Here is a 12,938-nt window from a genome sequence, read left to right on the forward strand (position 1 = left end):
CATGTATGCTCTCGGCGTGCTCACCGATGAGGCGCTCGAGCAGGGCTTTTCCGGCGCCACCCTGGGGCTCGAGTTCTCCGGTATCGTCGAGGCGCTGGGCGAAGGGGTCACCCAGTTCGATCTTGGTGACCCGGTGGTCGGGCTGGGGTCGGCCTGTTTCTCTAACCACCTGGTGGTCGAGGCCGACTCGCTGGCCAGGGTGCCGTCAGGTCTCGACCCGGTGGCCGCTGCCGGGTTGCCCACGGCGTTTCTCACCGCCTGGTACAGCCTCGAGCATCTGGCTCGGCTATCGCCCGGGGAACGGGTGCTGATACACGGCGCTGCCGGCGGTGTCGGTCTGGCTGCCGCACAGTTGGCCCGGTGGCGAGGGGCTGAAGTGCTGGCCACCGCCGGCAGCCCGCACAAGCGTGATCTGCTGACACTGCTGGGTGCCGAGCGCTGCTACGACTCACGCAGCCTGGCCTTCGCCGAACAGATCCTCGCAGACACCGATGGCCAGGGTGTCGATGTGGTGCTCAACTCCCTGTCCGGCGACGCCATCCACCAGAACCTGCGTGTGCTGGCGCCTTTCGGGCGCTTTCTCGAGCTTGGCAAGCGAGACTTCTACCAGGATACCCCGATGGGGCTGCGCCCCTTCCGTCACAACCTGAGCTACTTCGGCATCGACTCCGATCAACTGCTGTCACATCGTCCCGCGCTCGCCCGCCAACTGTTCCGACAGGTCATGGACCGTTTTGCCGAGGGCGCCTTCAGCGCCCTGCCCTATACCACCTTCACGACCACCAGAGTGGTCGAGGCCTTCCGCCATATGCAGCAGGCGCGGCATATCGGCAAGATCATCGTGACGCACCCTTCAGCCGCTGCCAGTCCTTCTCCTGACACACCCCGCACAGGCTCAGCCTCCAAGACCACCATGCACCCGCATGGCGGTCCGAGAAACACCATCAATAGCTCTACCAATCCGACTTGCATGGCACTGGATACCGAAGGCTGTTACCTGGTGAGCGGTGGGTTGTCCGGCCTGGGCCTGGCCAGCGCAGAGCGACTGGTGAGGCGCGGCGCTCGCCATCTGCTGCTGCTGAGTCGCTCGGGCGTCAGCAGCCCGGAGGCCAGTGCCGCTATCGCCGCCATGCAAAGACAGGGCGTCACGGTAGAAGCGCCAGCGCTGGACGTCACCGATGAGCAGGCGCTGGCTGGACTGATCGAGGAATGCGGTTCCCGGCGCCCACCGCTGCGTGGCGTCATTCACGCCGCCGCCGTCATCGAAGACGGCCTCGCGCGACAGCTGACTCGCGAGCAGCTGGACGCGGTACTGGGCCCCAAGCTGTTGGGCGCCATCCTGCTGGACCGCCTGACCCGCCATCACGACCTGCAGCACTTTGTGCTCTACTCCTCGGCCACCACCCTGTTCGGAAGCCCCGGGCAGTCCGCCTATGTGGCGGCCAACCTGGGCTTGGAAGCGCTGGCCGTGCGGCGCCGTCAGGCGGGGAAACCCGCCACCTGCCTGAGCCTGGGCATCATCGAGGACACCGGCTTTCTGGCTCGTCACCAGACCAAGCGTCAGGCCCTGTCCCAGCGTATGGGAGGCGGGCAGCTGAGCGCAGAGCAGGTGCTGGACGCGCTGGAACGAGCACTCGCGGCAGGCATCAGCAACGCCGCCGTCATCGGTGCCATCGACCATGGCTTCATCCAGCGGCGCTTTATCGAGTTGCGCCAGAACTCCAATGAAGCGGACCGCCAGGCAAGTAGCAACGACGACCTCGATCTATCGGCGCTCGATGAATCGTCCCGCCGCAAGGCCGTCGAAGCCATCCTGCGTCGACAGTTGGCGAGCATCCTGATGCTGGACCCGGAACGCATCGACAGTGGGCGCAGGCTCTCCGAGTTCGGCTTCGATTCGCTGATGGCCGTCGAGCTGGTATCGGCCATCGAGACCCGGCTTGGCGTGAAGGTGTCCGCATTGGCCCTCGCCGACGCCGCGACCCTGCATCGCACTACCCAGTTGATCTGCGACCTGCTGGAAAGCCCCGAGCTCGATGCAACCGACGACCATGCTGCGCTGGCCTACCGCCACGCAGTCTCCCCTCCTGCTCCTGCACGGGAGGTGACATGAATCCCGACGACCGGAAGGCATTGAAAGACCGCCTGCTCAATCAGGCCAGGGCGATCGACAGCGCTCGTCATGCCCAGGCAACGCCCATCGACTGCGCTATTTCAACCTCAGAGCACTACCCGCTGACCGAAACACTCGTCACAACCACCGACTTCCGCAGCCTCGAAGGCTATCGCCGCATCGCCATGATGAGGACGCTAGGGGACTCCCTGGGTATCACCAGCCCCTTCTTTCGCTGTCATCAGCGTAGGGCGGGGGCTACCAGCCGACTCGGCGATCAGGACGTCATCAACTTTGCAAACTACGACTATCTCGGCCTGGCCGGCGATCGACGTGTCCTGGACGCCACCCATCAGGCGATCGAGTACTACGGCACCTCGGTATCGGCCAGTCGCATTGTCGCCGGCGAACGCCCCTTCCACGGGGCCCTGGAGCGTGAGCTGGCGCACTGCTACCAAAGTGATGATGCGCTCGCCTTCGTCAGCGGCCACGCTACCAATGTCTCCACCATCGCCATGCTGGTGGGCACCAGGGACCTGATCATCCACGACAGCCTGATCCACAACAGTGTGGTGGTGGGCGCCAGCGTATCCGGCGCCACTCGCATGAGTTTCCCCCACAACGATGCCCAAGCCCTGGATCGTCTGCTGTTCGACCATCGCGATCGCTTCGAGCGCGTACTGGTGGTAATCGAAGGCCACTACAGCATGGACGGTGACACCCCGGACCTGGCACGTTTCGTTGAGGTGAAGCGCAGGCACCACTGCTGGCTGATGGTGGATGAAGCCCACTCGCTTGGCGTGTTGGGGGCAACCGGGTTAGGTCTTCACCAGCATTGCCGAGTGGCTCCGGGAGATGTAGACATCTGGATGGGCACCCTGAGCAAATCCCTTGCCTCCTGCGGAGGCTATATCGCCGGGTGCCAAGCACTGGTGGATACGCTGCGCTACCTTGCGCCAGGGTTTCTCTACAGCGTCGGGCTGGCACCGCAACTGGCCGCACCAGCACGCCGCGCTCTGCAAGTGCTGCAGGAAGAGCCCTGGCGAACCGCCAGACTGACGCAGAACGCTCGACGTCTGCTGGACGGTATCCAGTCCCTGGGGCTGAATACCGGCAGCAGCGAGGGACATGCCATCGTGCCACTTATTCTCGGCAGCTCCGCCAGGGCAGCCAAGCTGTCCCATACGTTGCTGGCGGCGGGTATCAATGTGCAACCCATCCTGCACCCTGCAGTGCCAGAACGTAGCGCTCGGCTGCGCTTCTTTGTCAGCTGCGAGCACCAGCCGGACCAGATCGATCAGACCCTGTCGGCCCTGGAAAGGCTGATCAACTCAGATTAACGCTACGGCTCGTCTGAAAAGTGCCTGCGCTCGGTAATACGGCGTTAAAAATCGGATCAAAATGCTCATTTACACCCCGTAAACTGTGCTTTCTCACCGATTTTTGCCTTGTCTAACCTTCGCTCGTCGACTTTTCGGACAGAGCCTAGACTCCCTTGCAGGCAGTCCAACCTCCAAGGCGGATAGCGAGCGGCGGCCAAGGATGCGGAGAGGGAATAGGGATAGGGATAGGGATAGGGATAGGGATAGGGATAGGGATAGGGATAGGGATAGGGATAGGGATAGGGATAGGGATACTTCAATGAAAGAACAGGAAGCAGGGCAAGATAAGGAAGAGAGAGGAAGAGAGAGGAAGAGAGAGGAAGAGAGAGGAAGAGAGAGGAAGTAAGGAAGGAAGGAGGTTAGAAAGGAAGGGGGGAGGAAGGAGGTATCCGGCCGGTGAACACACCTTCCGTTGAGCTCCGACTTCGATGACGGTAGGTGTCCACCTATTGCTTAGTGGACACCTACGATGAGTGAGTTAAGCGTACTGGAGGCGCCTCGAAAGCGCCGCCGCTTTACAGCCGAGTTCAAGGCCAGGATCGTCGAAGCGTGCCAACAACCCGGTGCCTCAGTGGCCGGCATCGCGTTGGAGCATGCCCTGAACGCCAATCTGGTCCATAAGTGGATCCGTGAGGCTCGGCGGTCGGCGCCGGTGAAGGATACCCCGGCATTTGTCCCGGTTCCGATGGCCAGAACCGCCACACCAGCGGCGGGCCAGCATCGGGAAGCCGAGCGTATTCGCCTTTCACTGCCGAGTCCCCAAGGCACGGTGACCATCGAATGGCCAGTGTCCGATGCTCAGGGCTGTCGGGCGCTGCTTCGGGACCTGCTGTCGTGATCCGTATCGACGAGATCTGGCTGGCCACCGAGCCGTTGGACATGCGCGCCGGCCCCGACACGGCGCTGGCCCGGGTGGTGAAGGTGTTCGGCACCGCCCGCCCACACTGTGCCTATCTGTTCGCCAACCGGCGCGGCAACCGCATGAAGGTGCTGATCCACGATGGCCTGGGGGTCTGGCTGTGCGCGCGCCGTCTCAATCAAGGCAAGTTCCACTGGGCCGGTAACTGGCACGGCGACCGGGTGGAACTGTCGTCGGAGCAAGTGGCGGCACTGGTCCAGGGCCTGCCCTGGCAGCGCATCGGCCCGGCGGGGGCCATTTCGGTGGTGTAAGCCTCGTCGGCACAGAAGGCGAACCCTGGCCATTCGATGATCCGCGCATCCCCTTGCTGCCGGTGGACTGGCATAATCGCCGGATGAACATGCCACCCGACCTGTCCCAGCTCTCACCCGATCAGCTCCGCCACCTGGCGGCAACGCTGATGTCGCAGGTGGAGGAAAAGGATCGGGCGCTGGCACAAAGCCAGGAAACGCTACGCCACACCGAGCAGGTCAACCAGAAGCTGACCTTTGAGCTGGCGCTGCTCAAGCGCCACGCCTTCGGCAAGCGCAGCGAACAGCTCAACGTCCTGCAGATCAGCCTCCTGGACGAGGTGGTGGATGCCGACATCGCCGCCATCGAGGCCGAGCTGGAAGCACTCGCTACCCCGGCGACGGTGCCCGCCACCAAGCAAAAGCCCAAACGCCAGCCCCTGCCCGACGACCTGCCGCGTGTCGAGATCCGACACGAGCCCGACAGCGAGCACTGCACGTGCGGCTGCCAGCGGCGCCGCATTGGCGAGGAAATCAGCGAGAAGCTCGACTACACGCCGGGCGTGTTTACCGTCGAGCGGCATATCCGCGGCAAGTGGGTCTGCGATGCGTGCGAGACACTGATTCAGGCACCGATGCCGGTCCATGTGATCGACAAGGGCATCCCCACCTCGGGGTTACTGGCTCAGGTGATGATCGCCAAGTACGCCGACCATCAGCCGCTCTACCGCCAATCACAGATATTTGCCCGCGCCGGCGTGGAGATACCCCGCTCCACTCTGGCGGAATGGATCGGCATCTGCGGGGTGCGGCTGCAGCCACTCGTTGATGCCCTGCGCGAGACCCTGCTCACCGAACCGATACTGCATGCCGATGAAACGCCGGTACCGATGCTGGCTCCGGGCAAGAAAAAGACCCATAAGGCCTACCTTTGGGCCTATGCCACTACGCCCTACGCCGCGCTGAAGGCGGTGATCTACGACTTCGCGCCCGGGCGCGGCGGCCAGCATGCCCGGGACTTCCTCGATGAGTGGAAAGGCAAGCTGATCTGCGACGACTACGGCGGCTACAAACAGAGCTTTGCCAACGGCGTGACCGAAATCGGCTGCATGGCTCATGCGCGACGCAAGTTCGTCGACCTGCATGTGGCCGGCAAGAGCCAGATTGCCGAGCAGGCCATCGAGCTCATCGGCCAGCTCTACCAGGTGGAGCGCGAGGCCCAGTCGCTGAGTGGTGAAGAACGCCAGCGGCGACGCGACACCCGAGCGAGGCCCATTGCCGACGCCTTACATCGCTGGATGCTGGCTCATCGCGAGAAGGTGCCGAACGGCTCGGCGACGGCCAAGGCACTGGATTACAGCCTAAAACGCTGGACGGCGCTGACGCGCTATCTCGATGACGGCAGACTGCCGATCGACAACAACCGGGTGGAGAACCTGATCCGCCCCTGGGCGCTGGGCCGTTCGAACTGGCTATTTGCCGGCTCACTGCGCAGCGGCCAGCGCGCCGCCACCATCATGAGCCTGATCCAGACTGCCAAGCTGAATGGCCATGAACCGCATGCCTACCTGAAAGACGTGCTGGCTCGGCTGCCGACCCAGAAGGCCAGCCAGATCCACGAACTCTTGCCGCAGCACTGGAAGCCGGCAGACTGATCACTGAAAGAGGGTGATGCCCGGGCGCTTACGGAAGGAGAGATGGAGAGAAGAAAGCACCAATCACTGTTGTCTATACAGCATCTGCTCCCTTGGAAACTGTTGTCTGTTTCAGCACTGACGCTCACTCCAGAAGGCATGGTGGTGGGCCGCACTGCCGATATCCCGGGCCTTTTCCAGCGCCCGTTGGGCCATGCGATGGGTTTCCTGTGGAGACTCCAGCAACCGGACGAGGCAGCGCTGCCAATCCGCGGGATCATCATCGACCAGCAGTCCATCCTCCCCGTCGCACACGATATTGCTGTAGGGGGCACGCCTGCTGAAGAGACCCACACCACCCATGGCGGCAATCTCCAGAAACTTGATATGGGACTTGGCAGTGTTGAACGTTGTCGGCCACAAGGGAGCCAGCCCCAGATGCAACCGCGATCCTTTCAAGTGCCTCAGATAGGTATGCCAGGCCATGGGGGCGAGCGCGCCCACACGATCATGCTGACGCAAGGATTGCGGAGTGTAGCGCCCCATTGCCACTTCCAGCATCAGTCCAGAGTGGGCCTCGAGAACGCTGATCAGTGCCGAGCTGATTTGCTCCAGATCCCGCCGGTGGGCCCGCGTACCGTGGTAACCCAATCGCCATCCCGTCGATGTTGCCTCGGGGGTGGCCATCTCCGGGGAAAAAAGCAGCGCAGGTGCCAGCGTCACCACCCGGGAGTGGCGCGGCCTGATTCGTGCCGCCAGCTCCTCGTTTGGTACGACGACTTCGTCGGCCAGGGCCAGCAGCCTGGGCATAATCCGGCGCGACACCCACCCCATACGCTCACGATAGTCCATCGGTAAGCCAGGATCCCTGGCGGCAGCATCAAGATCATCATCCAGCAGGTAATGCACGCTGGCGACCTGAGCTCGTCGCGTCTCGAGCAGATCGATCCAGGCTTCGGACAGGCTTCGACAAACGATGATCTGTGCCCCGGCCAAGGTGCGATCCAGCCAGGGCCAGCACAGCAGAGGAGACGCCCACCGACGGGTATCAAGGCGAGTCACTGTCGCACCTGCATAGCGAAGCCAGGGCGCAGCCGTCGCCATGAAGTAGATGTCCTCGGTGGGCAGAGCCCCATCACTCAGCAACAGCCAGCGAGAACCGCAAATGCCAGAACCCCTGGCCATGATGATCGCCTCTCAACGCAGAGAAAAATCCTCGTGAACCAGCGTCAGATTGGGGTTGTAGGCCGGGTCCCGATCAAGCTGCTCACCCCAGGTGTGGCGCATGTAGAGTACCTCTCCGATGGCCCTGGCTCGCTTGCTGGCATTGTCATCGGCACCACGCGACTCGGATTCGTGGTGATAGAGTTCGGCGTCGGGCGTCCATACATTTCGATAACCCGCCTCCCGAACCTTCAGGCACAGGTCCACATCATTGAAAGCGATCGGCAAATCTCGCGCGTTGAGGCCGCCCACCTGCCGATAGAGCGCCTTGCGTATCAACAGGCATGCACCGGTCACCGCAGAGTAATTCTGCGCTAGCGCCAGGCGAGAAAAATACCCGTTGGCATGGCGGCTGAAGTACTTGTGAGCGTGGCCCGCAACGCCCCCGATACCCAACACGACACCGGCGTGCTGGATGGTATCGTTGGGATAATAGAGCTTGGCGCCGACACAACCGATATCCGGCCGTACGACGTGCCGCACCATTTCCTCGAGCCACTCTTCGTTGATGGGTTCAATATCGTTATTGACAAGCCCGAGCACATCCCCACGTGCGTGATACGCTCCAAAATTATTGATGCCGGAATAGTTGAAGCGATGGTTCCAGGCCAGAATCCTGACTCGGGAGTCTCCCTTGCCGATCTCGGCCAGATAAGCCAATGTCTCCTCGCATCGCGTACCGTTGTCCAGGATCAGCACCTCAAGCCTGGAATAGCGGGTACGGGACAGGATTGCATCGACGCATGGTGCCAACAGATCGACACGATCACGCGTAGGGATCATCAGACTGACCAGCGGGAGCGGATCCGGCAGTGGCCAGCGGACACGATAGGTATTGGGCAGGCGCCCAAGCTCGACGGTGGCGCCGGGGCTGCTTCGTGCCAGATGGTCGGCGACCGCTCGCAGTCCTGCACGGGACGTATAATCCTTGGCGTTGCTGGTCATCGCCGTGGAGCCGGGACTGACACGCCAATGATAGAGAATCCTGGGAATATGGACGATGCGATCAGGCTCTGTGTGGGCACAGACTCTCAGGGCCAGATCGTGGTCCTGGCTCCCCTCCAGCCCCTTGCGGAAGCCTCCCAGTTGCCTTACCAGCGCGGTGTCGAAGACACTCAAGTGCGCCATGTAGTTCTGGGCGAGCAGCAGATCAGGATTGAAGCAGGGCTTGAAGTGAGGTTCGCAGCGCACACCACGCTGATCCACCTTGTCTTCATCGCTGTACACCAGAACCGGTCGTGGTGACCGGTTCAAGGCTTCAACCACATAGCTCAGGGCGCAGGGTGACAAGAGGTCATCATGGTCGAGCAAGGCAATATAGGCGCCAGAAGCCATTCCAAGGGCAGTGTTGCTGGCCTCACAGATGTGCCCGTTGCGTTCGTGGCGACGTCGCTGAACCCTAGGGTCACACGCCTCGAATCGCTCCAGCATATCGATGATCTCGGGGTCTCGGGAGGCATCATCGACGATGCACAGCTGCCAACGATCATATTCCTGGCACAGTACCGACTCGAGACATTCCTGAAGGTGTTCCGGTGCGGGGTCATGGACCGGCAACAGGATCGATACGACAGGTTTAAAGTCCATCCTGGGAGCGCCAACCTCGGCGATAACTCCTGCCTCGGCTGACTCGATGCCGTCATTGACAGCAGCACTTCGTCGTTGAAGCGCCAGGCGTCGACGACGTTCATCCTTGCCTCGCCATCCATCCAGCCCACCACGAATCTCGTCCAGCTCAGCTCTTCTATCCCTCGAACGCCACCCACCTTCGAGCGTCGAGACCCGTGAGTTCTTATCACCACCATTCGAACTATCATCCCACCCACGCTCACGTAGCCATTGCACATAGCTACGTCCCGAGCAGAATCGTTCGAACGTTTCCTCGTAGTCCGACAGGGCAAGGTTGCGCCAACAGGTGCCATCCTGGAGGGCGCGGTGGCGAAGCACTCCCAGCACTTCCTGCTTCGACACATCACGCCAGCGATGATGCATATTGACCAGACGCTGGCTCAGGCGATCATGCGCGAACCAGGGGGAGAGCCACACGACGCGAAAGTGGCGAATCGCAAAGTATCCCGGCGACTCCATCGGGTCGAATCTCAACCGGCGCAGTCGCCGCTTCACGTAGATCAACCGCTTGGTGATACGGCCACCCTTGAGCGGCAGGGTCAGAGACTCGCTTTCACTGAATCCTTCCCCCGTATCGAAGTAAAGCCTGACAGCAACGCTATGCTGGTCGTGGTCCAGGTCCAGCTCCACCATATGCCAGCCAGGCAACGGTAGGTGCCGACACAGCAGGAACTGGGGGTCTTCATCCAGCGACTCCCACTCCCAATCGACCTCGTCATACAGTTTGGCAACACCACGCAAAGGACTCCAATGGCGCTGGGGCTGCACGACGAGGCGGACACTCTCGAGTAGTCGCTGCGCCCATGCTCCCTCTTCGACCACCGAGCCTTCTACCCGCGGATTCCCTACCGGCGGGATACTCCCGGGTCTGTCGCCGCTGGAGGAAGACACCACCAGGCGCGGTACCTGCTCGTCTTCCTGACGGATGATCTCAGCGTACTCGGCAACAGCGAGCACACGCCAATGGCACCCATCGCGTCGCCCTCGACGTTTGAGCAACTTGACCACGTGATGCGGGTCCACTTCGCGCCACCGAGGATGCCATCTGACCAGCTGTTGGCTCAGGAGGTCACGGGCAAACCAGGGGGTCAGCCAGACAATGCGAAAGTGGCGAATCGCAAAGTGTCCTGGCGACTCCATGGGGTCAAACCGAAGTCGCTTGAGCCGGCCATCCACATGAATCAAACGTCTGGTGACACCACCGCTCCTGTGCTCCAGAGCCAGTGACTGGTCCTCGCTGAAACCATCTCCGGTATCGAAGTAAAGCCTGACAGCAACACTGTGCTGATCGTGCTCCAGATCCAGCTCCACCATATGCCAGCCAGGCAACGGTAGGTGCCGACACAGCAGGAACTGGGGGTCTTCATCAAGCGACTCCCACTCCCAATCCCCTCCACTCGCCTGCTGTCTCAGACCATGATGAGGCTGCCAGTATCGATGAGGCTGGACGACCAGATGGCACACATCGAGAAGACCTTTCATCCACGATCGTGTTCCGCCACCTCGGTTGACGCCTTCCATATCCGCCGCTCAGTTGCTGGCCGCAGCGACTCGACGCGGCCCAGGCGGGAACCATTGCCCGGTCTCGGCAACACGGCACTGGACCCTGTCTCCCGCAGACAGATTCATCTTCAGCTGGAAGCCGACATAGCCGCCACGGGGAAGCTTCAATCGAGCCATGGACGGACGGAGCTGGGTGGCCGGCACCGTGTCGCGATGTTCATCGTTGATCCAGACTTCGACGTCCACCGGAGTATCAGCGCCGACTTCCCACCAGGCCCACCCCCCTACCCGCTCGGTATCGAACTGCGTTAGTCGAGCGTGTGCAAAGGGGAGATTGTCGCGATAGAGCTGGATGCGCGATTCGAATAACTTGCGACAACGCTCGTAGAGCGCCTGATCAAGCGGGTTGAGTTTGCGGAACTCCTCTTCATCTTCTGGCGCGATATCATGCAATTCGCCTACCTGCGGCTTCCCCCGATTGTCCTCGCGCTGGGCGATATCGATGCCAAAGCGAGCATTGATCAACTCCAGACTCTCAGAGTAACGTTCGGTCAAGCCGACCATCCCGATCGCCTCGACATCGACCCCCTTGAAGATGCTCGACTGGCGATCAAGCATTAGGGGAATCTTCATGAAGTCGCGGAAGCTGCCCTTGTACTGATGAATCCGCTGAAAGTGCGAATACTCGGAAGCCGCCCGCTGCAACGGCTCACGAACAAAGGTCACCGCACGACCGACGCCGCACAGCGGGACATACTTGGCCGCGGTGACGTGTCCTGCCAGCATCATCGCCTGGTTGTCCAGGCTCCTGCGATACAGACGCCAAGGGTCGGGGGACTCGCCATACATGCACTCACGTGTCAGGGCGCTGGTCTGTGATGCATCCTGGCCGTAGTCATAGACGATCTTGTCGAAGCCGAAGGCACGCTCAGCACCGTGACGAAAACTGGTACCCGCAGTCTTGGGTATATGAACAAAAAACAAGGGTTTCATGGTGGAGTCTCCTGACAAAAGCGCCGCAGGACTGACTCCTGCGGCGCGGCGTGACAAAAGGAATAGGGGAAGACGACACGGGATCCGGTGGCGAAGCCAACTCCACACTCCAGAGGCGTCACGATGTGCCGACAACACGATCATTCCCCCCCACCAGCGCCGAATCATTGGCATGGAGAGAAACGGTCACCTGATCGCCTTCTTTCAAGGGCGCAGGATGCAGCCAGCGAAACCCGCAATAGCCATCCACGGATTTGCCGGAACGTCGTAGATCGGGTCGATAAAAGCCCACCTCTGTACGCCCTGCGTGCACACCATTGATGAAGATATTCACCGCCAGATCATCGGCCTTGCCGCTACGATCCGTCACCCAACCACAGACTGCGTTGGCGTCAAAATGATCGATGGCTCCCACCAAGGAGCGATCAAGCGCAGTGTGCTTTGTCAGCCGCTGTTTCAGCGCCGACATCTCCCGAGCCAGACGGGCAAGCTTGCCGGCCTGGAACTCATGAGAGACGTCGTTGATGTCATAGCGTCCGAAATAGGCCTCGCCCTTGTCGAAGTTGGCGCCACGCGTAGCACTCCCCCTCAATCGCTTGCGCGAGAACTCCTCTCGCGACTTCACCGCATAATGATGAACACGAAGCGGTCCCTGGTGGATCGACCGCGTGCGCCCACCACGTGGGTCCGACTCACCGCTGCTGTCCGGCGAGCCCACGAAGTCCTCGATCACGTCTCCTGCGGCATCGACGTATTTCCAGGCCGATACCAAGGTTGAGGAATGACAATAGGGCGCCTTGACATGGTCGACGCGTACCAGGCTCTTGATATGACAATCTGCGCTGGCGCCTGGTGCAGCGCCACAACGGGTGAAACGTTGCAGTACCGGCTCAGACCCCGCTTCCTCAAGCCCTGCGGAGCCGAAGCATTTCCAGTTCACGCTGACGCTGCCTACATCTCCCGACGCCACCAACCGCGACAACTCGCGACATTCCTCACCGTGGCGCTGGCTTTCGTGCACCAGGAACTCATCGGCATCGAGAAACATGACATACTCATGCTTTCCCAGCGCCTGCCCAAGAATTCGTCGATAGGCCTGCTGCTGCGACCTGCGCTCAAGCACCGGCTGGTACAGCAGGCTGACCACTCCCAGATCCGCCAGCGCTTCAAGTAGAGAGCGGGTGCCATCGTCGGAACCATTGTCGGCCAGAATGACGTGCCCAAATCCGGCAAGCCGATGCCAAGCTACCCACTCGACAAGGTAATCCACCTCATTGCGGACGATACCGGCAACACAGAACTTCGCCATCT

9 protein-coding genes are annotated in these 12,938 nt (G+C 61.4%); 5 read left to right on the forward strand and 4 right to left on the reverse strand.

Features of this window, described 5'->3' with window-relative positions; translation table 11 throughout:
• Position 1 precedes the first annotated feature (1 nt).
• From NFI08_RS04215 to tnpC, 5 genes are all read left to right on the forward strand, one after another.
• A complete protein-coding gene (locus NFI08_RS04215) occupies positions 2-2,113 on the forward strand; it encodes a type I polyketide synthase (protein WP_349588758.1) in 2,112 nt (703 codons plus the stop codon).
• Positions 2,110-3,453, forward strand: coding sequence for an aminotransferase class I/II-fold pyridoxal phosphate-dependent enzyme (locus tag NFI08_RS04220; protein WP_108448618.1), 1,344 nt, complete (start codon positions 2,110-2,112; stop codon positions 3,451-3,453). The genes NFI08_RS04215 and NFI08_RS04220 overlap by 4 nt, the downstream gene beginning before the upstream one ends.
• Before the next feature lie 511 nt (positions 3,454-3,964).
• Positions 3,965-4,333, forward strand: coding sequence for an IS66-like element accessory protein TnpA (gene tnpA, locus NFI08_RS04225; protein ID WP_124805332.1), 369 nt, complete (start codon positions 3,965-3,967; stop codon positions 4,331-4,333).
• Positions 4,330-4,665: an IS66 family insertion sequence element accessory protein TnpB gene (gene tnpB / locus NFI08_RS04230; RefSeq protein ID WP_185696498.1), complete on the forward strand. Its 336-nt coding sequence runs from the start codon at positions 4,330-4,332 to the stop codon at positions 4,663-4,665. Before tnpA ends, tnpB begins: the two co-directional genes overlap by 4 nt.
• An 83-nt stretch (positions 4,666-4,748) precedes the next feature.
• Positions 4,749-6,299: an IS66 family transposase gene (gene tnpC, locus NFI08_RS04235; RefSeq protein WP_124805330.1), complete on the forward strand. Its 1,551-nt coding sequence runs from the start codon at positions 4,749-4,751 to the stop codon at positions 6,297-6,299.
• Positions 6,300-6,410: 111 nt separating this feature from the next.
• Here the strand turns inward: tnpC and NFI08_RS04240 are convergent, their stop codons facing one another.
• The 4 genes from NFI08_RS04240 to NFI08_RS04255 all read right to left on the reverse strand — a co-directional run bounded on the left by NFI08_RS04240 (position 6,411) and on the right by NFI08_RS04255 (position 12,936).
• Positions 6,411-7,274 (reverse strand): glycosyltransferase family protein, encoded by an 864-nt coding sequence (locus tag NFI08_RS04240; RefSeq protein WP_349587454.1) that lies wholly within the window; start codon positions 7,272-7,274, stop codon positions 6,411-6,413.
• 201 nt (positions 7,275-7,475) lie between these two features.
• Entirely contained in the window at positions 7,476-10,652 is a 3,177-nt protein-coding gene (locus NFI08_RS04245) for a glycosyltransferase family 2 protein (protein WP_205254652.1), read from the reverse strand.
• Positions 10,653-10,661: 9 nt separating this feature from the next.
• Entirely contained in the window at positions 10,662-11,627 is a 966-nt protein-coding gene (locus NFI08_RS04250) for a sulfotransferase family 2 domain-containing protein (protein ID WP_162816422.1), read from the reverse strand.
• A 118-nt stretch (positions 11,628-11,745) separates the two neighbouring features.
• Positions 11,746-12,936, reverse strand: coding sequence for a glycosyltransferase family 2 protein (locus NFI08_RS04255; protein WP_108448615.1), 1,191 nt, complete (start codon positions 12,934-12,936; stop codon positions 11,746-11,748).
• Between the last annotated feature and the right edge of the window lie 2 nt (positions 12,937-12,938).

It is taken from the genome of Halomonas sp. EF61, from assembly GCF_040147045.1.
Classification (GTDB): Bacteria; Pseudomonadota; Gammaproteobacteria; order Pseudomonadales; family Halomonadaceae; genus Halomonas; species Halomonas litopenaei.

What these genes read in the sequence shown, in the direction of transcription:
- NFI08_RS04255 (WP_108448615.1), bottom strand. Translation starts at nt 12,936, where the DNA reads ATGGCGAAGTTCTGTGTTGCCGGTATCGTCCGCAATGAGGTGGATTAC.
- tnpA (WP_124805332.1), top strand. Translation starts at nt 3,965, where the DNA reads ATGAGTGAGTTAAGCGTACTGGAGGCGCCTCGAAAGCGCCGCCGCTTT.
- NFI08_RS04245 (WP_205254652.1), bottom strand. Translation starts at nt 10,652, where the DNA reads ATGGAAGGCGTCAACCGAGGTGGCGGAACACGATCGTGGATGAAAGGT.
- tnpC (WP_124805330.1), top strand. Translation starts at nt 4,749, where the DNA reads ATGAACATGCCACCCGACCTGTCCCAGCTCTCACCCGATCAGCTCCGC.
- NFI08_RS04220 (WP_108448618.1), top strand. Translation starts at nt 2,110, where the DNA reads ATGAATCCCGACGACCGGAAGGCATTGAAAGACCGCCTGCTCAATCAG.
- NFI08_RS04215 (WP_349588758.1), top strand. Translation starts at nt 2, where the DNA reads ATGTATGCTCTCGGCGTGCTCACCGATGAGGCGCTCGAGCAGGGCTTT.
- NFI08_RS04250 (WP_162816422.1), bottom strand. Translation starts at nt 11,627, where the DNA reads ATGAAACCCTTGTTTTTTGTTCATATACCCAAGACTGCGGGTACCAGT.